This is a genomic window from Acinetobacter sp. (assembly GCF_050285345.1).
In the GTDB taxonomy this organism is placed as follows: domain Bacteria; phylum Pseudomonadota; class Gammaproteobacteria; order Pseudomonadales; family Moraxellaceae; genus Acinetobacter.
Genome location: NZ_JBLZXR010000145.1, coordinates 1 through 23,123, shown reverse-complemented (window position 1 = coordinate 23,123; position 23,123 = coordinate 1). Strand labels below are relative to the sequence as shown.

The 23,123-nt window shown below is 40.9% G+C and carries 17 protein-coding genes and 2 tRNA genes; 10 read left to right on the top strand and 9 right to left on the bottom strand.

The window, feature by feature from the left end; translation table 11 throughout:
- Positions 1–13 precede the first annotated feature (13 nt).
- Positions 14–1,267, bottom strand: coding sequence for an alpha/beta hydrolase (locus ACN6OV_RS12470; RefSeq protein WP_427953404.1), 1,254 nt, complete (start codon positions 1,265–1,267; stop codon positions 14–16).
- Between the two features lie 313 nt (positions 1,268–1,580).
- Between ACN6OV_RS12470 and ACN6OV_RS12465 the strand changes: the two genes are divergently transcribed.
- From ACN6OV_RS12465 to ACN6OV_RS12450, 4 genes are all read left to right on the top strand, one after another.
- Positions 1,581–2,279: a 3'-5' exonuclease gene (locus ACN6OV_RS12465; RefSeq protein WP_427953402.1), complete on the top strand. Its 699-nt coding sequence runs from the start codon at positions 1,581–1,583 to the stop codon at positions 2,277–2,279.
- Positions 2,280–2,369: 90 nt separating this feature from the next.
- Positions 2,370–3,032: a hypothetical protein gene (locus tag ACN6OV_RS12460; RefSeq protein WP_427953400.1), complete on the top strand. Its 663-nt coding sequence runs from the start codon at positions 2,370–2,372 to the stop codon at positions 3,030–3,032.
- 215 nt (positions 3,033–3,247) lie between these two features.
- On the top strand, positions 3,248–3,604 hold the full coding sequence (locus tag ACN6OV_RS12455) for a hypothetical protein (protein WP_427953398.1): 357 nt from the start codon (positions 3,248–3,250) through the stop codon (positions 3,602–3,604).
- 147 nt (positions 3,605–3,751) lie between these two features.
- On the top strand, positions 3,752–4,045 hold the full coding sequence (locus tag ACN6OV_RS12450) for a hypothetical protein (RefSeq protein WP_427953396.1): 294 nt from the start codon (positions 3,752–3,754) through the stop codon (positions 4,043–4,045).
- 77 nt (positions 4,046–4,122) lie between these two features.
- Here the strand turns inward: ACN6OV_RS12450 and ACN6OV_RS12445 are convergent, their stop codons facing one another.
- From ACN6OV_RS12445 to lldP, 7 genes are all read right to left on the bottom strand, one after another.
- Positions 4,123–4,335 carry a hypothetical protein gene (locus ACN6OV_RS12445; RefSeq protein ID WP_427953394.1) on the bottom strand — a complete coding sequence of 71 codons (213 nt, stop codon included), beginning with the start codon at positions 4,333–4,335 and terminating at the stop codon, positions 4,123–4,125.
- Between the two features lie 697 nt (positions 4,336–5,032).
- Positions 5,033–5,122: transfer RNA gene (locus ACN6OV_RS12440), tRNA-Ser, on the bottom strand.
- An 87-nt stretch (positions 5,123–5,209) separates the two neighbouring features.
- Positions 5,210–7,246: an FAD-dependent oxidoreductase gene (locus ACN6OV_RS12435; RefSeq protein ID WP_427953392.1), complete on the bottom strand. Its 2,037-nt coding sequence runs from the start codon at positions 7,244–7,246 to the stop codon at positions 5,210–5,212.
- 257 nt (positions 7,247–7,503) lie between these two features.
- Positions 7,504–9,201, bottom strand: a complete 1,698-nt coding sequence (dld, locus tag ACN6OV_RS12430) for a D-lactate dehydrogenase (RefSeq protein WP_427953390.1) — start codon at positions 9,199–9,201, stop codon at positions 7,504–7,506.
- A gap of 295 nt (positions 9,202–9,496) precedes the next feature.
- A complete protein-coding gene (gene lldD / locus ACN6OV_RS12425) occupies positions 9,497–10,648 on the bottom strand; it encodes an FMN-dependent L-lactate dehydrogenase LldD (RefSeq protein ID WP_427953388.1) in 1,152 nt (383 codons plus the stop codon).
- 2 nt (positions 10,649–10,650) lie between these two features.
- The gene (gene lldR / locus ACN6OV_RS12420) at positions 10,651–11,394 is read right to left on the bottom strand and encodes a transcriptional regulator LldR (protein ID WP_427953386.1); all 744 of its coding nucleotides are present in this window, start codon (positions 11,392–11,394) and stop codon (positions 10,651–10,653) included.
- Between the two features lie 28 nt (positions 11,395–11,422).
- Positions 11,423–13,093: an L-lactate permease gene (lldP, locus tag ACN6OV_RS12415; protein WP_427953384.1), complete on the bottom strand. Its 1,671-nt coding sequence runs from the start codon at positions 13,091–13,093 to the stop codon at positions 11,423–11,425.
- A gap of 566 nt (positions 13,094–13,659) precedes the next feature.
- On the opposite strand from lldP, the gene argG reads away from it, so the two are divergent.
- Positions 13,660–15,003 carry an argininosuccinate synthase gene (argG, locus tag ACN6OV_RS12410; RefSeq protein ID WP_427953382.1) on the top strand — a complete coding sequence of 448 codons (1,344 nt, stop codon included), beginning with the start codon at positions 13,660–13,662 and terminating at the stop codon, positions 15,001–15,003.
- A gap of 58 nt (positions 15,004–15,061) precedes the next feature.
- On the opposite strand, the gene ACN6OV_RS12405 is transcribed toward argG, so the two are convergent.
- A complete protein-coding gene (locus ACN6OV_RS12405; protein ID WP_427953380.1) occupies positions 15,062–16,318 on the bottom strand; it encodes a diguanylate cyclase in 1,257 nt (418 codons plus the stop codon).
- A 154-nt stretch (positions 16,319–16,472) separates the two neighbouring features.
- Between ACN6OV_RS12405 and pyrC the strand changes: the two genes are divergently transcribed.
- The 5 genes from pyrC (at position 16,473) to ACN6OV_RS12380 (ending at position 22,880) form a co-directional block, all read left to right on the top strand.
- Positions 16,473–17,507 carry a dihydroorotase gene (gene pyrC / locus ACN6OV_RS12400; protein WP_427953378.1) on the top strand — a complete coding sequence of 345 codons (1,035 nt, stop codon included), beginning with the start codon at positions 16,473–16,475 and terminating at the stop codon, positions 17,505–17,507.
- The gene (gene rnt / locus ACN6OV_RS12395; RefSeq protein WP_427953376.1) at positions 17,492–18,151 is read left to right on the top strand and encodes a ribonuclease T; all 660 of its coding nucleotides are present in this window, start codon (positions 17,492–17,494) and stop codon (positions 18,149–18,151) included. Before pyrC ends, rnt begins: the two co-directional genes overlap by 16 nt.
- A gap of 20 nt (positions 18,152–18,171) precedes the next feature.
- A tRNA-Glu gene (locus ACN6OV_RS12390) sits at positions 18,172–18,247 on the top strand.
- Positions 18,248–18,459: 212 nt separating this feature from the next.
- Positions 18,460–20,970, top strand: a complete 2,511-nt coding sequence (locus ACN6OV_RS12385; RefSeq protein WP_427953374.1) for a TonB-dependent receptor plug domain-containing protein — start codon at positions 18,460–18,462, stop codon at positions 20,968–20,970.
- Positions 20,971–21,449: 479 nt separating this feature from the next.
- Complete coding sequence (locus tag ACN6OV_RS12380; protein WP_427953372.1) at positions 21,450–22,880, top strand: amino acid permease; 1,431 nt, start codon at positions 21,450–21,452, stop codon at positions 22,878–22,880.
- The last annotated feature ends 243 nt before the right edge of the window (positions 22,881–23,123 follow it).

Below are 23,123 nucleotides of genomic sequence, written 5' to 3'. Positions count from 1 at the left end.
TTTTTAAATTAAATTATTGAGTTGGCATGAGAGATTTTACATCCAATACAATTTCATCCCAATTAGCCGTATAAACGGTTCCATGATCCCATTTGGGGTTAATTGAATTATCTGTATCAGTGACATAATTAATTTTAGTGCCTTTTCCTTTTGCTAACTGAACCATAAGGTCTGTCACTTGTTTAGGGACTGTTGAATCCTCAGATCCTTGATAAATAAAAATTGGCGTATTCAATTTAGTTTGTAATGGTTGTGAACCACTTTCTAAGAATTTTTTAACTTCTGGAATAGTCATAAAATCAGGCTGCGTACGTGGGTAACCGTCTAATTTCCCATTTTTTTGTACATATGCATTCATTGCCCCGCCTAAAGTTTGCCCTAACACGTCGTAACATACATTTTCAGCTTGAGCAGCGAGCTGGTCAGTTGGCGGGACAAACACTTCACTATATTGCAAGGTTGGTGTTGAGTTTCTTAAACCTGCTGTAATTAGCGATGTAAAGGTATCAAGCGGCGCAAGAATATTAACTTTCTTAATTAGATCGGCTTCAGCTGCGGCTTTTTGTTCACCTCCACTGAGAATTAAAGCTAAATTAGAGGCTGGTGCTACAGCCACTGCCCCCTTATAGGTTAATTGGGCCCGTGACGCATATTGTGCAGCACCCAATGCAGCTTGACCGCCTTGTGAATGCCCAACAACCGACCATCTTTTTTCAGTCGTATTACCTAAATTTTTTCTGGCAGCCACAACTGCATCCGTAATGGAATAAGCTTCACTTTTCAAGTTTAAAAAAGGATGTAACTCTTTGCCACTTGGTTCACCCAAACCTTCATAATCTGGCGCAACGACTGCATATCCCGCAGCTAAAAGTCTAGCAATAAAATGCTCATTACCTCTAAGGCCTTGCCGACTTGGTGCACAAGCATCTGCAACCCCTGTTGTACCATGTGCCCAAGCCACAATTGGCCAACCTCCAACTGGTTTTGTTCCCTTCGGTGTAAATACAATTGCAGTAGCTTGGGTTTCAGTACCATTTACGCCAAGCATTTTGTATGTCATTAAAGTTTTTGAAACACTTGCCGCATCCAATACAGTATTTGCATCAGGATTGGCATCAGTATAAACCTCAGTTTTCACTATAGGCACTGCTATATTGTTTTTGGGAATACCATCATCCGCGACATATACCGAGTCACCATCCCCTCCGCCACAGGCAACGAGAAAGAGCGTACTACTCATTAAAACTGATAATCGAAATTGTTTCATTCCTTGATCCTTCTCTTCTTGTTTTTAAGTTTGTCGCATAATTAATTACATGGAAATTCCAGATATTCAAGCTTATTTTTTAAACAATATAAATTATATACGGGACAACCATATAATTAGTCGATCAAAAAATTGGCACTTCCCCCCTACAGTTATATAAAGGTTTAATTTCCGCAGATGCATTAAAAGAAGATTATTTAAACATTGTGCAAGTCTCCTTATCATTTCCCTATAAATAGTGCTTGCATTGGTTTGTCAGTCTAGGCTTGATCATGTACATTCTTTTTATTCATTCAACATTGCGGAACTGGACATGCAAGCCATTATTCTCGACACAGAAACCCATACATTAAATGGCCAACCCATCGAGATTGCCTATGCACCCATTCAGGTATCGAATGCCAAAATCACCTTAGATAAATCTAAAATCTTTGACCAATTATATAGCTGTGATGAGGCCATCTCCTATGCTGCAATGGCTGTGCATCATATTCTAGAGTCTGATTTGGAAGGTCAACCACATTACAGCACTTTTCAGCTTCCGGCTGAAACCACTTATATTATTGGTCATAACATTGATTATGATATTCGTGCTTTGGAAAAATGTGGTGCCGATAGCTCGAAAATTAAAGCGATTTGTACCCTTGCCCTTGCACGTTTGGTTTGGCCAGATGCTGAGGCACATAATATTTCTGCGCTGATTTATATGATTACTAAGGGTAGCGAAAAAGCTCGTGAAATGATCCGTAAAGCGCACCGTGCCGATATGGATATTATTTTAACGGCCAATATTTTGATGCATATCGTGCACCATCTCAAAATTAACAGCATTGAAGAACTATATGCTGCTTCTGAAGATGCCCGTATTCCACGTACAATTAATTTTGGGAAACACCGTGGTACCGCAATTGCCGAACTGCCTGCCGATTATGTTCAATGGCTATTACGTCAAGAGGATTTAGATCCGTATCTACGTAAAGCTTTAGAAAATTCAGCGATTCTGACTTTATAAATCTTTGATTGTTTAATATTTTTTTCATACAACTGTCATTTTCACTCAATAGGCTTGCCTTAATTCTTTTTTCGGCTATGGAATTAAGGCATGTTCAACTACCAAAAAACTGAACTTGGTTTTCAAGTTCTGAGAGAGCGTCAGCTGGCTCTAAATGCACGACAGCGCCGACTACTGTTATTGATTGGTACTGATGATTTTAATCAGATGCAAACTCAATATCAGCAACGTATTGCAGAGCCAACGCTTTTAAGTCAATTGCTGGAAATGCAACTCATTCAGTCTATTGGCGAACCTGCCGAATATGCTGCAACTACAATACCTATTGAACAGACTTCTCTTGAGCCAGTCATTTCTCCTATAAAAGACATCGATGTAGATGTTAAAACACCTCTTCCTTCCGAAATAATCAACACCCCTCACATTGACATCCAACCTAAACCTTCCGAAGCAAAAACTACATCTCAAGTAGAACCTTATCCAAATAGCATAGCGTCAGTCACTCAGATATTCATTGAACAAGATTTTGAACAACTACAAGCCTATATGTGCAGTTACTTACAGCGCTACTGTGGTTTGATGGCAAAAAAGTTGATTGAAAAAATTCAACACACAGATGACCTTGCACAATTAAAAGCCTGTCAAATGCAATGGATTACCTTGTTAAATGAATCCAATATTCAACCCGAACGCTTACAGCAAGCCCTTCAACAAATCAATTACAGCCTAAAGAACATTCAAGCGCTGGCTTAACTTAGAGCGTTTTCCTCACTTCTGATTCAAAAAACAACTTAATGAAGTGAGTATATGAATTTAAATATCAAATATTTTCAATATAATTCAAATACTTATACTATAAACTCTTATTTATACTAACTTAATCTCTTGTTTTATACGACCTTCACCCAATATTTTCTCATGCCTAAATATCGCAAAAATTAAGAGTATTTATAGACCTGAGCATTCAAATGTCACAAGAGTTTAGTCTAGAGTTCGATCCTTTTGATCATCCGACTCAACTGAGTAAAGTAGGCAATTGGATTTTTACTTTTCTCAGCACACCTGAAGAAATGCCGTACATTCAATTGGCAATCACCAATGTCATGCCACGCCATATCAGTGACGAATTACAACCGCGCTGCGTGATTATTCACAATACTGAAGATGAAAATATATGGAAGATTGAAGTGGTGGAATGCTTTAACAGCCAGACCAATCAGGAAATGCTCTTCGCTGCTGCTGATCCACAATCACAGCTGGTCTTAAAAAGTATCATCACTGAATTTGCACGTTATGATGTAAATCTAACGCTAAAATCACTTTAATTTTTTGCTATTTTTGAGCCAAACTAAATCAAGAATTTATTAAGACTACATTTCTTATACATTAATGGATAAATACTCCATCATAAATTTTGGCTCATCTTCCTATACTATGTGCGTGTAAAAAACACGAACTTTGGATAATAAAAAATGAATTTAGCAAATTATTCTAATCAACAAGCGTTAATCCTGTTTAATTTATATAACAGCCTTGAGCAATGCTTAGAAGCTATTGGACGCATCCATCTTGGCCCTCAATTAGTTTTAGGCAATGATCCTATTTCTGCCGATCGTATGGTAGTTTCACGTTATCAAGCTGGTATTTTGACCAAAGAAATTCAGGTGAGAAAACAAGACGTTGAACTTGCTACAAGCAATCCTATGACACGTTATCAATTGTTGTCTTATATCCTGAATCAATTTCAAGATAAACAAGCGACTTAATTCAGCCATTCCCTTCATCTGTTCAAAAGCAAAAAACTCACATTGATGTGAGTTTTTTTTTGCTTAAGTGGATCGAGTTAAGCTTCGAGTAATCTGTAGATACTGTCTGATTTTTGACTTTCAAACAGTAATTCAATACTGGGCAGAATAATTTCACCTGCAACAACAATATGTTCAATTCGGTGGAATAAAGCTCTTGAATCTTCCTCTGAAGGTTTACGCACTAAAGCTTGTGCATCATAGACCTGACTAAATTGGTCCTTCACTTTAATATCAATCATCTGAGTCATAACGGTGTCTCTACTTGTTTTAATAATTTCAGTTTTTATAGCACACCTTTACCAAACTACCTGCTATGTAAATGTTAGATTTCTTGGCAATGTAAAGTTTTTTTACAATAGTGAATAGATATCAATAAGATAACTAAAACATTTTTAATTGTTTGACAAAAACACTATATTTTAATGATTTGAAACATTAAAAAGCCCGCATCTCTGCGGGCTCTATGTTGGAAGGCTAGTGCTGATTTCTTGTCTGCAATACGCTAAATTTTCATTTAAGATATTACGAAACTCAACGAGCTGTCATTAATCCGTCCAACTTATTAGTAGCGTCTTTTGTTATGACCTACTGTGATTTCAATATAGCATTTTTTTTATGCTTGCCAATACCTCGTGACACTTCAACACATTTGCTCAAATAAAATACAATTGATTAATTTTAAAATTAGTAGATCATAGCTACGTGCAACCAAGTTCAACACACTACGCCCCATGATTAGATAAGAATTCATTGAACTCACGCATTTTCTAAAACATAAAATCGATCATTTATTTTTTTTCTTCATCTGTTCCACTCACAAAACTTTTTTTAATAATCGATATTTAATTACGCCAGCTTTTTATGATGCATTTTTAAACTGAATGATTTAGGAAAAATAAGCTATAAAAAAAGGCTCTTGTTAATAACAAGAGCCTTTTTAGTATTTGGCGGAAGCGGTGAGATTCGAACTCACGGAGGACTCGCGCCCTCGTCGGTTTTCAAGACCGGTGCATTAAACCGCTCTGCCACGCTTCCATGTGCGCCATAATACGGAGGTTTGAGTGATCTGACAAGTAAAAGTTACAACTAAACCTTTCAAATGAATATTGTTTCACCAAATCCTTAAAGTTTTGCAGCAAGCTCAGCGCCTTCACGAATCGCGCGCTTTGCATCAAGCTCTGCCGCCAATTTTGCACCACCAATAATGTGATAATTGGCTAAAGTTTTTTCACCTTGCTCTGGCATCAAGTGTTTAACAGATTCTTGCCCTGCACAGACGACTACCGTATCGACACGCAGTAATTGATCATGTCCCGCATGTTCAATCCACAGACCTTCATCCGTCACCGCTTTATATTGCACACCACGCAACATACGTACCGCATTTTTCTTTAATTGTGCACGATGAACCCAACCTGAAGTTTTACCTAAGCCCGCACCTAAAGGTGAGGTTTTACGTTGTAGGAGGAAAATTTCACGCACTGGTGCTTCAAGCTCCGCAACTTGCATCCCACCTTCAGACACATAATTTGGGTTTGGATCAACTCCCCATTCACGTTGCCAATCTGCCAATGGCTGTGGTTGCGGCTGATGCGGCGGTTTGAGTAAAAATTCAGACACATCAAAACCAATACCGCCCGCACCAATCACTGCGACTTTATGACCGACTTCAGCCCCTTTTAAAACTTCTGCATAAGACAAGACATTTGGGGCATCACTTCCCGAAATTTTCAAGCTTCGAGGTACGACACCAGTGGCAATAATGACTTCTTCAAAACCTTCACGTTCAAGCTGCTCACGGTTCACACGAGTATTTAAACGCAATTCAACACCAGTTGTTTCGATTTGCACTTTAAAGTAGCGAATAGTTTCGTGAAATTCTTCTTTCCCCGGCACAACTTTTGCCAAGTTAAATTGACCACCGACTTCATGATTTGCTTCAAACAAAGTCACTTCATGACCACGGCTTGCTGCAACAGTGGCTGCCGACATGCCTGCCACGCCACCACCAACGACTGCAATACGTTTCGGCTTATTGGTTTTTAAATAAACCAGTTCAGTTTCATAAGCTGCACGTGGATTCACCAAACAAGTTGCACGCTGATTTTTAAAGGTATGATCCAAACAAGCTTGGTTACAGGCGATACAAGTATTAATTTCATCGACACGGTTAGTGGCAGTTTTATTTACCCAGAATGGATCTGCCAATAATGGACGCGCCATTTGCACCATATCTGCTTTGCCCGAAGCTAAAATTTCTTCTGCTGTTTCAGGCATGTTGATACGGTTCGATGCAATGACAGGAATGGTGACATGCTTTTTGACTTCTGCCGTATAGTCCACAAATGCCGCACGTGGTACAGAGGTCACAATGGTTGGAATACGCGCTTCATGCCAGCCAATACCCGTATTTAACAGCGTCGCTCCTGCTTGCTCTAAAGCTTTCGCTACAGTGATGACTTCTGCCATGGTGTTGCCATCATGGACTAAATCTAATAAGGACAAACGGAAACAAATAATGAATTTTTCGCCGACTTCGGCACGAATGCCTTTTACAATTTCAACCGCCAGTCGCATACGGTTTTCGATATCCCCACCCCAACGGTCAGTACGTTGGTTAACATGACGGCTTAAAAACTGATTCAGTAAATAACCTTCTGAACCCATAATTTCGACACCGTCATAGCCCGCCTTACGTGCAAGACTTGCCGACTTCACATAGTCATCAATGGTTGCAAGTATTTGCTTTTCACTGAGTTGACGCGGTTTAAATGGAGAAATTGGTGATTTGATTGCACTTGAAGACACCACAAATGGTTGATAACCATAACGTCCTGCATGCAAAATTTGCATCAAAATTTTTGCGCCATGCTTATGCACAGCATGTGTAACTAGTCGATGTGGTGCAACATCGCCCAAAGTATTCATGGTACCGCCCGCAGGCAGCAACCAGCCTTGACGGTTCGGTGAAATACCACCGGTAATAATCAGGCCAACTCCACCCTTTGCACGCTCACCAAAATAAGCTGCCAGCTTAGGATAATTATAAAAACGATCTTCCAAACCACTATGCATGGAGCCCATCACCACGCGGTTTTTAATCGTGGTAAAACCTAAATGCAGCGGTTTCAAAATATTTGCATAGCTAGTCGTTGTCATGCGGAATCCTTTTATATTTGGCTTTGCAACTTGTTGCATAATACTTTAACGCTATTTTTATCTTTTACGATGGCAATTCAGCAAAATTTGTCTGTGCTTTAGGTCAATGCAATCGCAGTTTTATCATTGACGTATTTTGCCAAACAATTCTATTTACTCATTATTTTATTATTCACATATCCTAAGAAAAAGCCAATGCGGGTAATGCACTGGCTTTTAAATGTAAATCTAAGACAATTAGCACTTACGGAAAATGCTTATTTCCAATATTTAAGTTTACTGGTCTGCCCGATTCCGACGTTAAAACTATTGGTCGGATCGAGTTTTTGATAATGATTTTTTAAAGCCGGTTTAGCTACATAAAGATGCCCGACATTATGTTCCGCGGGATATTCTGCGCCGCGCTGATCTAATAAATGCCACATTTGATGTTCCATCGCCAAAGGATCCACACCTTTTTTCACAATATAATCCTGATGGAACACATGACAAAGAAAATGACCGTAATACAACTTATGAATAATCAAATCATTCATTTCTTTGGGTAAAGTCTCCACCCACTCACGGTCGTTGCGGCGCAAAGCAATATCCAGCGCCACAATATCTTCCACCTCTGAATGGTGCGTATCACGATAGCGGATGGCTGCACCAGCCACAGCAAAACGGTGCAAAAAGGCTTTGCGACCTTCTTCTTCTGTACAATGAAAATAACTACCTGTTGCCTTGCCTTGAAAATAGGTTTTTAGATAATTTTCAGCTAATTCGGCATCCTGATTTTCAATCCGAATCACCAAATGATGTTCATACAAATCACGGAATTCATTCATGCGTTTTGGCAGATGATTCGGCATAAACTTGGTCACCAGTTGCAAAACTTTATCCGATAAACCGCGTAATCCCACTTTTTCTAAATAGCCATCGACCTTGTCTTTCATGGCAAATGCAGCTGGCACTTTGGCGGTGCCGAATTTTTCAATAAAGACAAAAGTATCTTTACCGTATTCTGCGCCAATGTCATAGGCTACACGGTGGATGTATTCGCCAGCAATTGGCAGCCGCGGCAAATCTTTGAGTAAGAAACGGCGGATTTCAGTCAAATCATCCTGCGAATTAGTGCCGACATAGAACACTTGGCTCGGGATTTTCTCAAACGTATCTAAACGCACGGCAAACACGCAGACTTTACCCGCAGAGCCCGAAGCTTCAAACAAACGGGATGGATCGGCATTAAAACGGGCTGGGGTATTTTCATCGACCTGCTTTACGTCGTGCGCATAACGCTGATCCGATGCACAGCAGCTGGCATTATTTACAATGTCATTGAGCTGATAATTTTTATTTTCCAGTTTGGTCAGGATTTCTTCTGGTGTTTCCCCCAAATGCACATCCAAATGATTGACCAACTCCAACTCACCGGCATCATTTACCTGCGCATACAGCGCCAGTTCAGTATAAGCTGGGCCACGGCGCACTAATGCTCCGCCCGAGTTATTGCACACGCCGCCAAGCACGGATGCACCAATACACGATGAACCAATCACCGAATGTGGTTCACGGTTAAATTGTGCGAGTTCTTTTTCAAGGCGGTCTAAGGTTGCACCCGGCAGGCAAATTACTTGCTGACCTTCATTAATCACTTGAATGCCCGCCAAACGGCGCGTACTCATCAAAATCACCGGACGATCATAATCTTCACCAAAAGGTGTTGAACCTCCCGTCAATCCCGTATTGGCTGCCTGCATAATCACAATACAATCTGCTTCAACAGCGGTTTTCAACACTTGCCATTGTTCGAGCAATGTCCCCGGAACTGCAACTGCCAGCACCTGACCGGAGCCGTAGCGGCGGCCTTGGCGGTATAGGCGTGTGTCGTTATCATCGGTCAGTACATGTTGTTTGCCGACAATATTGATGAGTTTTTGAATGGTTTGCTGTGCATCTAAATTGGATGGCATCTGTCATATCCTATTGATGAATTCTCGCGTGCTTAATCAACATAGCACTCATTACTGCGGAGTCTTTCCAATATTATTTATATTCAGGAATTAACCTTCGGTTCGACCTACTTTTCTTTCAGGAAAAGTAGGCAAAACCATTGTCATCCGCAAAACTCGTCCCATTCCGTCAAATTTTTATTTTCATCGCAGAAACATGACTTTAAATATGAAATCCTGCCCCAAACAGTTGCGGATGACGTTTACGCGTATCAAAATCACGCTTTGACTAGATTTAATCTTGATAAAGTATTATTTAAGCTAGTTCCCTTTCCAGCTTCACCAAACAATCCGACGTAATATCCGCAATGGTTTTAGCACCCGTCAAGGTCATGGCCACACGCATTTCTTTATCGATCAATTCCAATAAATTGCTGACACCCTCACCGCCTGCTGCGCCTAATGCATAAACAAATGCACGACCGAGCATACACGTGTCTGCACCTAACGCCAGCATACGAACCACATCTAGGCCATTACGAATACCTGAATCGGCGAGGATTTTAATGTCACCTTTGACTGCATCTGCAATTGGAGGAAGCGCACGTGCCGAAGACAAAACCCCATCCAACTGACGACCACCGTGGTTCGACACCACGATTCCATCTGCACCGAAACGCACTGCATCTTTAGCATCTTCAGGATCTAAAATCCCTTTAATCACCATTGGGCCATCCCAAAATTCACGAATCCACTCCAAATCTTTCCACGAAATTGAAGGATCGAAGTTATTGCCCAACCAGCCAATATAATCTTCCAAACCTGTTGGCTTGCCCAAGTATTTAGAAATATTGCCCAAATCATGCGGACGGCCCATTAAACCGACATTCCAGGCCCAATGCGGATGGAAGCACGACTGCATATAACGGCGCATGGCTGCATTTGGCCCACTCATGCCAGAATGTGCATCACGATAGCGCGCACCCGGAACCGGCATATCTACGGTAAAAACTAAAGTTGAACAGCCCGCAGCTTTGGCGCGTTCCAAAGCATTTTTCATAAAACCGCGGTCACGCAGCACATACAGCTGAAACCACATTGGACGGTTTATTGCAGGCGCCACTTCTTCAATCGGACAAACTGAAACGGTTGAAAGCGTAAACGGAATACCCTTTTTATCTGCCGCGACAGCCGCTTGGACTTCACCGCGGCGCGCATACATGCCGGTCAATCCCACTGGCGACAACGCCACAGGCATCGACAAAGTTTCATCAAACAGTTTTGTTTCAAGGCTCAATTGCGACATGTCATTCAGCACACGCTGCCTTAACGCAATTTTTGATAGATCTTCTACGTTGCGTTTCAGGGTATATTCCGAGTACGCCCCACCATCAATATAATGAAACAGAAATGGCGGCAAACGGCGCTGCGCGGCTTCACGATAGTCATTCGCAGAAGAAATAATCATGTCTATGTCCTATTTAATCGGCTCGCACGCTGACGACGGGCTTCTTCCTCATCAATCATCCGTACTTGCTGTACTACAAATTCAATGTGTCCGCGAACTGCATTGCGTGCAGCTTCAGGATCACGGCGTTCAATCGCGTTCATCACATTAAAGTGCTGGTCACGCAATTGATCATAGGTTCGGGCTTCGGTATACACTTTGCGGCGGCCTAGCACCACGTTGTACTGCAGCAGGTCAAACAATCCACGCATCATTTGAATCAGTACCAAATTGTGTGAGGCTTCGGCAATCGCCAAGTGAAATGTAGCATCAGCTTTGGCGGCCTGTGCATCATCACCAATCGATTGGAAATGCGAGATCTGCGCATAACATTGGCGGATGTGTTCTATGTCTTCCGCTGTGGCGCGCTGTGCGGCATACCATGCCGTGCCGCCTTCCAAAATGCTTCGCGCTTCTTGAACATCAAAACGGTAAGCCGGGTCTTGATCAATCAAATTGCTAAGCGGCTCAACGATTTGATGATTCGACCAATTGGACGGCAACTGCTGCAAAAAAGTTCCCGAACCCGCTTTACTGACCAACATGCCCGTGCTGATCAGCTGTTGAATGGCTTCGCGCAATGACGAGCGGGAAACTCCCAACTGTTCACAAAGCTTGCGTTCTGCTGGCAAACGGTCTCCAACCTGAATGCTGTGCTGTTCAATCAGCAGTCGTAATTTCTGTACAGCTTGGTCGGAGACTTTCATCTGCTTTCCTTAAAGATTCACTTTAGTCTCATGGAATCATCCATGGGAATACATAGGCTTGTAGAGTAATCATAATACCCATCATGATGGTGAACGTTATACTGTGTTTTACAGTAAAACGGAACAAATCAGACTCTTTACCCACCAAACCTACAGCTGCACAGGCAATGGCAATCGACTGCGGTGAAATCATTTTGCCGGTAACACCGCCACTGGTATTGGCTGCAACCAATAAAACTTCCGGTACGCCAATCTGCTGCGCCGTGGTGGCTTGCAAAGCTGCAAACAATGCATTTGCCGATGTATCTGAACCCGTCAGGAATACGCCCAGCCAACCTAAAAATGGTGAGAAGAAAGTAAATGCCTGACCTGTATGCGCTAGTGCCAAAGCCAATGTTGCTGACATACCTGAATAGTTGGCAATGAAGGCAAAAGCCAGCACCATGCCAATTGAATAAATCGGTACTTTCAGTTCATTTAAGGTTTCAGCAAAAGTCACAATGGCTTGTTTCGGCTTCATTTTGAGGAAAATAATGCTAATGATGGCTGCAAAAATAATGGCTGTACCGGTGGCAGAGAACCAGTCAAATTTATAGATCGCATCGTAGTCTTTAATTTCAGGCACCACTGGTGGCATCTTTTGCACCCATTGATGCAAATACGGTACTTTGATCGAGATCACCCAATCTTGCAGCGCGCCATCTTTAGCAAACAAACTCTTAAAAGGTTTGATGCTCCAGATCGTAACCATTGCCGTTAAAATTGCAAAAGGCGACCATGCTTTAGCAATTTTCCCCAAGCTGTATTTTTGCTGCATTTGTTCAGCTAAATTTTCTTGAATGTCTGCATCTTCATTGGCGAAACGGAAAATATGCTTTGGCTTCCAGAACTTCAATAGAATCGTGAGTGACACCAATGCCGCAATCGCTGCAGTAATATCCGGCAATTCAGGCCCCACAAAGTTCGATGTTAAATATTGTGCAATTGCAAATGAACCACCGCCGACAATCACTGCTGGCCACGTCTCTTTCACACCGCGCCAGCCATCCATAATCGCCATGATCCAGAACAGCACAATGATCACCATAAATGGCAACTGGCGGCCGACCATCTGGCTAATTTCCATAGTTTCAACGCCAGACACTTGCCCTGCCACAATAATTGGAATCCCCATCGCACCAAAAGCCACAGGTGCAGTATTTACAATTAAGCAGAGACCTGCGGCATAGAGCGGTTTAAAACCAAGTCCGACCAATAACGCAGCAGTAATTGCCACAGGCGCGCCAAAACCGGCTGCGCCTTCAAGAAACGTCCCGAAAGCAAAGCCAACAAAAAGCATTTGTAAACGCTGATCTTCGGTAATGGATAAAATCGAAGAACGAATAATGTCAAACTGGCCCGTCTTTACCGAAACTTTGTACAGAAACACTGCGCCAATAATGATCCATGCGATTGGCCATAGGCCATAGAAAAAACCATAAATCATTGAGGCGAATGCCATCGCAGATGGCATTTGATACGCAAACAGTGAAACCAATAGTGCCAAAACTACTGTAATGGTGCCTGCCACACTACCTTTTAAACGAAAAACAGCCAAAGCCAGAAAGAAAAAAATAATCGGGATCAAGGCAATCAAGCTCGAAAGCCAGATGTTCCCCATCGGATCATAAATCTGTTGCCATTGCTGAAGCATTGTCATCTCCTTGAAATGCTTTCCAGAACATATACTGGTCTGAACACCTATCGGGTCACACGATAATTGGTATGACCAATATCAAATAAGATAAAAAAATATATCTTTAAAAGCAAGGGGAATCCTACTTCCTGTTGATTTAAAGATCAAATATTAATTTAAATTATTAAAATTGGTCATACCAATATAAATATATAATTTGTGACAAAACTCAACTTCTAGAATGATTCAAAAAGAATTAATTCTTTAATTTTTAATATTTTTTATTTGAGTCGTTTTTCACTAAACAGCTTGCATCATACTTTAGTCGAAACTACTTATTTTAAAGACTTTGAATCAATATCAACACAACAAAAAATGTCCCAATTGAGAAACTCAATCCTACCTTTTCATCAATCGCCAACCGTTCTAGTCAGCTTCTTCGATAAAAATCGAGCCATCAAACTGAATTTTTTATCTATTGGGAATTTTTTCAGAAAAAAAATCTAGCAAAAAGTGATATGATTACAGAAATTTGTATTCTCTCGGGCCACCGGTTTCAAGGTGCCTATTTTATATCGTTAGGATTAACAATGACTGATAATGCAACTATCTTGCAGAATGTCCCTGTTGGCAAAAAAGTTGGTATTGCCTTCTCTGGTGGTCTAGATACTTCAGCAGCTCTTTTGTGGATGAAACAAAAAGGCGCAGAACCATATGCTTATACAGCAAACTTGGGTCAGCCTGATGAAGACGACTACGATGCAATTCCGAAAAAAGCAGAAGCTTATGGTGCGGTTAAAGCGCGTTTAGTCGATTGCCGTCTACAGCTTGCACTTGAGGGTATTGCTGCAATTCAATGTGGTGCTTTCCACATTTCGACTGGTGGTATGCCTTATTTCAACACGACTCCACTTGGTCGTGCAGTAACAGGTACTATGCTTGTTACCGCAATGAAAGAAGATGACGTTAACATCTGGGGTGACGGTTCGACTTATAAAGGTAACGACATTGAACGTTTCTACCGTTATGGTCTATTGACGAATCCTGCGCTTAAAATTTACAAACCTTGGTTAGACCAAACCTTCATTGACGAATTAGGTGGCCGTGCAGAAATGTCACAGTTCCTGATCGACAATGGTTTTGACTATAAAATGTCAAAAGAAAAAGCATACTCAACTGACTCAAACATGTTAGGTGCAACTCACGAAGCAAAAGATCTTGAATACCTTAATGCTGGTATCAAAATCGTTGACCCAATTATGGGCGTTGCATTCTGGAAAGATGACGTCGAAGTTAAAGCTGAAGAAGTTTCTGTTACTTTCGAAGAAGGCTTCCCTGTTGCATTAAACGGCAAACGCATCGAAAACCCAGTTGAGTTCATTCTTGAAGCGAACCGTATTGGTGGTCGTCATGGTCTAGGTATGTCAGACCAAATCGAAAACCGTATCATCGAAGCGAAATCTCGTGGTATTTACGAAGCTCCGGGTATGGCACTTCTTCACATCGCTTACGAGCGTCTTGTGACTGGTATTCATAACGAAGATACGATTGAACAATACCGTATTAACGGTCTACGTTTAGGTCGTCTACTTTACCAAGGTCGTTGGTTCGATTCACAATCATTAATGCTTCGTGAAACTGCGCAGCGTTGGGTTGCTAAAGCAATTACAGGTACAGTAACCATTGAACTTCGTCGTGGTAATGACTACACGATTATGAACACTGAATCTCCAAACCTCACTTATGAAGCTGAGCGTTTAACAATGGAGAAAGGTGATTCTGTATTTACGCCAATGGATCGTATCGGTCAGTTGACAATGCGTAACCTTGATATTACAGATACACGCGCTAAATTAGGCATCTACACAAACTCTGGCTTACTTGCAGTAGGCACAGGTTCGGCAGTGCCTCAATTGAAAGACAAAAACAAATAAGATTTGTTGCGTCAAAAAACCGCGCTACTTGCGCGGTTTTTTTATTTTTGATTTTTAATTAGGCAACATGTGCTGAACGAATCGACTGATAATAAATTTGATTGCGTCCGAGCTGTTTTGCACGGTATAAGGCCTGATCGGCAACGGTTAATAATTCTTCTTTGCTCACGTCTTCTGCACGATACACCGTAATCCCCAAACTAATCGTGACATGATTGGAGACTAAAGATTTGGCATGTGGAATTTCCAGACGATCAATCGCTTTATAAATATCGGATGCGACCGCATAAGCTCCATGTGCACCCGTTTCTGGTAATAAGACCACAAACTCTTCACCACCATAACGGGCAACGAAATCCATATGTCGAATGGCATTTTTAATGGTTTCGGCAATGGCTGAAATCACCCTATCACCCTTCTGATGTCCATAAAAATCGTTGTAATTTTTAAAATGATCAACATCAATAAACAATACGGCAAGCGAGCTATTATTACGTCGTGCTTGATCATAAAAATTATTGAGCATTTCATCAAAAGTACGCCGATTCGAAATTTTCGTCAGTTCGTCATGTTGACTTAAATGCAATAATTCAGTGGTGTGAATGCGATGGATTTGCTCACTAATATCCGCACGTAACATATTCAGGAAAATCATCCGTTCACGCGCACAAAGCATCTTACTGATGGCAAAACCGAGGGTACAACTCCCCACTAGCACGCGTCCGACCACCATGGCATCAAAGTGGATAGACATGGAAAATAGCAATGACATGCTCACCGTTGCTGCCAACAAACCCGTCATCAACATATGCATGGGTTTTACCCCAGTGATGATGTAGCCCAAGATATAAATCATACAAATGATCATCATGGCTTGATGCTTTAAGGCTTCTGTATATACCGTCATGGTCAGCCATGTCATCGATATCACGAGCCAAAACACAATAAAAAGACTGGCCTGAGAAAAATACGCTTTGAGTTTCGTATGCTGCGCAAAGGCATACAACAGCAATAAACTGACAGCGCCATTGAGCAGACTCAATAAACAATGAATAAAATCATGTGCAAAAAATTGTTTATCAATAATCCAGTAATCACCCGGTACGATCAGCATGATCAAAATAAAATAGGTCAGCACACCCACCCAAAAAGATTGACTGATGTTAGTTTGAGCACGATCAAGATGAAGCATCCAAAATTCTAGTTCTAATTTTTGCGGGAAAGTTAAACCGACACGACGAGTTTGCCGCGTCATCAGTTCCTCTATTTTTTCTTTATCATATTGCAACTTTGCAAGCTTATACTTGTATTCCATTTGCAAGCATTTATCTAATTTTTATAGTGGTTTAAAAATACCATAGTTTTTATGATTTATTTATACCCTGCGCAGTCATTTGTCCTGAATTCTCGTTACCATTTTCACATTATATGGATTATCATTTGCTTTATTTCTAAGTTTTGGAATTATTGTGAATACGATTACTCTTCTTCAGCCAGATGATTGGCATGCACATTTACGTGACGGTTTAGCACTGGCACGTACAGTTCCTGATTTAGCAAAACAATTTTCTCGCGCAATCTGTATGCCAAACACGGTTCCACCGATTAAAACAGTTGAAGAAGCCAATGCTTACCGTGAACGTATCATGGCGCATGTGCCTGAAGGAATTAATTTTGACCCACGTATGGTTTTGTATTTCACAGACAATACTCAACCCAGCGAAGTGAAAAAAATTAAAGACTCTGAGCATGTGAATGCCATTAAGCTTTATCCAGCAGGCGCAACCACTAACTCAGATAGTGGTGTGAGTGACATTAGTAAAGTGTATGGTGTGATTGAGCAACTTGAAGAACATCAAGTACCTTTGTTGTTGCATGGTGAAGTCACACATAATCATATCGATATTTTTGACCGTGAAAAACGTTTCGTGGATGAAGTTCTTTCTCCACTGTTAAAACAATTTCCAAAATTAAAGTTGGTACTTGAGCACATCACCACCAGTGAAGCTGCACATTTCGTACTCGAACAAGACCGTAATGTTGCTGCAACGATTACGCCACAACATTTATTGTTCAACCGTAATGACATGTTGGTCGGTGGTATAAAACCGCATTTCTATTGTTTACCGATTTTAAAACGTCAAACTCATCAACAAACATTGCTTGAAGTTGCGACCAGTGCAAACCCTAAGTTTTTCTTAGGAACAGACAGCGCACCGCACTCAAAAAATGCTAAAGAAAATGCATGTGGCTGTGCAGGATGTTATAGTGCACCCACAGCAATTGAGCTCTATGCTCAAGCATTTGATCAAGTCGGTAAAATCGACCGTTTAGAAGGTTTTGCGAGCCACTTTGGTGCAGACTTCTACGGACTCCCTCGAAATACCAACACCATTACTTTAGTAAAAGAAGATCAAGTGATCCCTGAAAGTTTAGACTATTTGGATGGCGAAAAAATTATTCCGTTGTATGCGGGTAAAACCATCCAATGGAGAAAAGTGTGACAGAAGAAACTCGACCAGTTGTTGGTCAACGTTTCCGCGGATTTTTACCTGTAGTTGTCGATGTCGAAACCGCAGGTTTTAATTCACAGACCGATGCATTACTGGAAATTGCAGCCATTCCGATTGTGTATGATACAGAAGGTAATTTTGTGCCTGGCGAAGCTCACCATGCACATATCAACCCATTTGAAGGTGCGAACCTTGATCGTCGTTCATTGGACTTTATTGGGGTAGATCCATTTAACCCTATGCGTATGGCCATGGCCGAAGATGAAAAGTCTGCCTTGAAGCGTATTTTTAAATCCGTTAATGAAGTACGTCGTAAACAAAATTGTACCCATGCAATTTTGGTCGGACATAACGCACATTTCGACTTAGGTTTTGTACAAGCAGCGATTGCACGTACGGGAACGAAAAATCAAAACCCTTTCCACAGTTTTTCCGTATTCGATACAGTGACGTTAAGTGCTGTAATGTTCGGTCAAACGGTACTGGCAAAATCATGTATTCAAGCAGGGATTGAGTTCGATGGTAAAGAGGCGCACTCTGCGCTGTATGATACTCAAAAGACCGCTGAACTGTTCTGTTATATTTTGAACAAACTCGGCCCTCACCTACTTGACACTATGGTGGCGGATCAATAAGATACCGCCATCTTCTAAACGTCCCTATCGTCTAGAGGCCTAGGACATCGCCCTTTCACGGCGGTAACCGGGGTTCGAATCCCCGTAGGGACGCCATCTATCTATCCTATATTTTCCATAATTCATTTCTTTATCTCAGCAGGTTCCTGCTTATCGCACTCTTTTGCTTTAATTTTTGAGTTTCCCTCTCTTATTCTTTTTCTCAGTCATTATTTAAATTTTTATTGCAAATAATTCTCATTACTATTGATTAATTAAGCCAGGTTAATGATAATCACTATCGTTTTTATTCACACAACTAAACCCTCATGCGTTTCGCCTATTCACCTCTTCATCTTGCCATTTTTTCTGCTTTGGCCACTCAAACCAATTATGCTGATGATGCAACCAATCAAAATATTCAATCCAATACCGTCTCGATGACACCGATTGAAATTGAGGTCAAAGTACAGCAAGACGTTGGTAAAACCACTTATAACCAAGAAGATTTAGAAAAAACTCCAAATACTCAAAAAACCATTTCAGAATTTTTAAAAGTTCATCCCAATATTCAATTTTCAAATCAAAATAATCGGGCAAGCAGCCAAGCTGAAATTAGTGCAACAGATATGTCGATTCATGGCGCACTGCCCTATAACAACAGTTTTTTAATCAATGGAATGAGCTTTAATAATGAAATCAATCCCTACTCAGGTAACAATTCATTAAATAGCATTTCAGATTTAAATGGCTCATCACAAGCAGTTACCATCAATACCGATCTACTCTGTAATCTAGAAGTATTGGACAGCAATGTCAGTGCAAAATACGGTAAATTTACTGGTGGTGTAATTAGTGCGACAACTTGTGCACCCCAAACGGACGTGGGCAAAGTGCATGGCTCAGTAAATTATGACTATACCGATTCAAGCTGGAATCGCTTTAATTATATCGATGCAGATGAAGATGCTGAATTTAATGATCCGACACAAAAAGAAGCTCAAAAAAACTATAGCAAACAGGGTCTAAGTGCTCATACTTATGGACGATTTACTGAAAATTTTGGTATCAATCTAGGTATAGCGCAGCGCCAATCCGATATTCAGGCCCATTCTCAACTCAACGATCAGCGTCCATATAATGAAAAACGTGAAGTGAATAATGCTGCATTAGAGATGTTTTATGATCCAAATGATGACCTATCGATCAAATTAGGCTTACAACATCAAGAAGATAAGAAACTACGTTTTGTTGCCAACACCTTGACCGATGGCATTCGCCAAACATCTAACAATCATGCGATTAATTTAAATATTGATAAGAGATTCGATCAAGTCACAGTTAAACAAAATGTTAGCTATCAAGAAAAACAAAATGAACGTCTCAGCAATACAGACAATCAATATTCTTGGTATAAATCTGCTGACAAAGACTGGGGAACATCAACACAGTCTACAGAAGGAGTTTCTGGAACGATTTTTAGCACGCAAAAAACTTTTGAATATCATGTTAATACTGAATTTAGTCCGCTTCAGTTTTTAGCAACGACGCATCAATTTAATCTCGGTGCAGGTTTCAGCCACAATGAGGCGCAATGGACGCGACCCAACGATTTTACAGCCTATTTTTTACCGACCAAGTTCGGGACAGACTGTATTAAAAATGATGGAACACTGGCAGAGGCTTGCGACCCAAGTTACATCCCCAGCAAAGATTTATCCGGTCAATATAGTCTTAAAAAGACGTTACATCATGCAGGCCAGCTCGATGTTCAACAAGACGCTTGGTTTGCGTATGCCGAAGACCGTATAAATTGGAATGATACGCTTGAAGCTGTGCTCGGCCTACGCTATGACTACGATAGCTTAAGTAAAAATTCCAACCTCGCGCCACGTACAGCATTTCATTACAAGCCTTTTGCCGACCAACGCTTAAAATTCACTACCGGCTGGAACCGTTATTATGACCGCTATTTATATAATTTTGACTTACAAGAAGGCTTAAATACACTAAAAGAAATCTATACCCGTACAGACTTAAATGCAGATTGGAAAGCCAGTACAGCGACTGCTTCCCTGAATGTGAAACGAAGTGATTTGGACTTACCTTATGCCGATGAATGGCTAATTGGCTTAAGTACGGCAATGAATAACTGGCGTATGCAATTAAAGTATGTAAATCGCGATTATCAAGATCAATATTATTTAATTCGCCCTGATGCAACAGATCTATGGACTCGTATTTATAGCAATGGCAAAGAATATCGCTCAGAAAATATGAGCTTTACTTTAGCCAATATCGCACCGATAGATGTACTGAATGCCAAACATCGTTTTAATTTTGCATTGAACTATAGCGATACTCAACGAGACTATAATGATGCCGATGAAGTAGAGTTAAAAGAATATTCACACGTTTTATATGATGGAAAAATCACCGCATCCCATGATATTCCTGCGAGTGACTACAATGTGCCTCTTACTGCGCGACTAAGCTGGGATTTCACACCAAATCGCTTTGAAGGGCTGAATATCAGCAACTTTTTAGTTTATAAACCCCGTCATGATGGCTTAATCAAAAGCAGTATCCCGGCCAAAGATCAAATTCAACACAATGGTTTACCCATCATTTATCGCTACGATCATACTGACGTTCCAAGCGTTGTACGCTGGGATATACGCGCCAGCTATACGCATCATTTTTCCAAAGATTACAGTGGTATATTCGGCCTCACCTTAAATAATGTCACCAACCGACATAACAAATATCTAGAAACTGACAATTATCTAAAATCTGAAATCGGTCGCCAAATCGTTGCTGATGTCAGCTTTAAGTTTTAGTTATTTAAAAAAGCTTCGACTCTCTTTTTAAATCAAAAAGAATCAGCAGAGTCATGTTGAGCATCAATTCTCTGCCTGACATTGAGCGACCTAGCTTAAATTAACGCGAACAAATGAGTCGGGAGTTGTAAAAGGCTTACAGTTCAACCGGTTTTGGTTATACTTTGGCAATACGTTTATTGATGTAAGAATGAATCATGTTAAAAAAGTTGCTTATCGTTTTAGCCATTTTATTTCCATCTATACTCTATATTTATATTGTAAGCCGAGACAACAACAAAGCACCCGACACTGAACAAACACAACCTCAAAATACGTCACAAGCGCAATCTCAAACGCCCGATCACTAAATAAAGTGATCGCGGGTTAACTATTTATTTTTTAGATGAATATTCACACATTATAAGAAAAATTCAATACATCACATATTTTATGACTTTCAATCATAATATAGACCTTTCTTCTCTTTATTTCGTTATATGCACTCTTCCTCTGAACCTTCACAGGACTCGCCTGCTGAAGGACAAAATCCATCGCTGAAAAGAGCGATGACAACTCGCCACCTCGTTATGCTTTCATTGGGTGGAGCTATTGGTACTGGTTTGTTCATGGGTTCAGGTGAAGTTATTTCACAAGCTGGCCCGCTCGGTGCAGTTCTCGCCTATATTATTGGTGGTCTTATCGCCTATATGGTGATGCTCTGCCTTGGTGAGCTTGCCGTCCATTTACCTGTCTCTGGTTCTTTTGGCGCATTCGCAACCAACTACATTGGTCCCGGAACTGGTTACATGGTGTCTTGGATGTATTGGCTGGGTTGGTCGGCAACTCTAGGAACAGAATTTACCGCTGCAGCCATTTTAATGCAGGAATGGTTTCCACAAACTTCGGTTTGGTTATGGACTTTAATCTTTGCCGCCGGTGTCCTGCTCTCCAACCTCAGCTCAACTCGCACATTTGCCGAATCTGAGTTTTGGTTATCGATGGTCAAAGTCGCAACGGTATTGATCTTTATCCTTCTCGGCTTTGCCTGCATTTTTGGTTTCGTTCCTTTCCAAGGTTACGAATCTGCACCGATGTTCCATAACCTCACCGATCATGGTTGGTTGCCAAATGGTTTGTTCCCGCTTTTTGCCACTTTATTGATTGTTAACTTTGCCTTTAACGGTACAGAAATGATCGGTATTGCCGCAGGTGAAACAGAGAATCCTGAGAAAAACGTACCGAAAGCAATTCATGCTGCGGTGTGGCGTTTGATTATTTTCTTTGTCGGGACCATTATCGTCATCAGTTCATTACTGACTTATACCGATGCAGGTTTAAATGTTGGTGGTCATGGTGGTTTAAGTAGCAGTCCGTTCGTATCAGTATTTAACCTCATGGGCATTCCCTATGCCGAAGATTTGATTCGATTTGTGATTATTACTGCTTTACTTTCAACAGCAAACTCTGGTTTGTATGCCGCTTCACGTATGATGTGGGCACTTTCAGCACAAAAACAATTACCGCCTGCCTTTGGGAAATTGACCAAATCTGGCGTACCTTATGTTGCTGTTTTAGTGACCATGATTGGTGGTTTACCGGGTTTATTGTCTGAACAATTTGGCGCGGATGTCATCTTCAAAAACTTAATGGGTGTTGCTGCATTTACTATGGTAATTGTTTGGATGAGTATTTGCTGGAGCCAATTCAATTTCCGTCGTCAATGGTTGAAACAAGGCCATAGCGTGTCTGAATTAAAATTCCGCACTCCGTGGTTCCCACTGGTTCCAATCCTTGGTTTTATTTGTTGTACCGCAACGGGCCTCAGTATGGCTGCCGATCCTGAAATGCTTTCAGGCTTTATTGGTTGCTTACTGTTTATGGCTGCATGTTATGCAGGCTATTACTGGTTGTATCATAATAAAGACTAAAATCCGCTCAAGCTGAAATATTAAAAGCGAATCCAATACTCAATTGGGTTCGCTTTTTTATAGCTAAAATAAATAAATTCTTCCGCTTACATGCATGAATAATATGCAAATAAATGATATTTCATAAATTTCCTTTGACTGATTTTCTATTTATTCATACTATAACCCCACCTCAAAACGTCCCTATCGTCTAGAGGCCTAGGACATCGCCCTTTCACGGCGGTAACCGGGGTTCGAATCCCC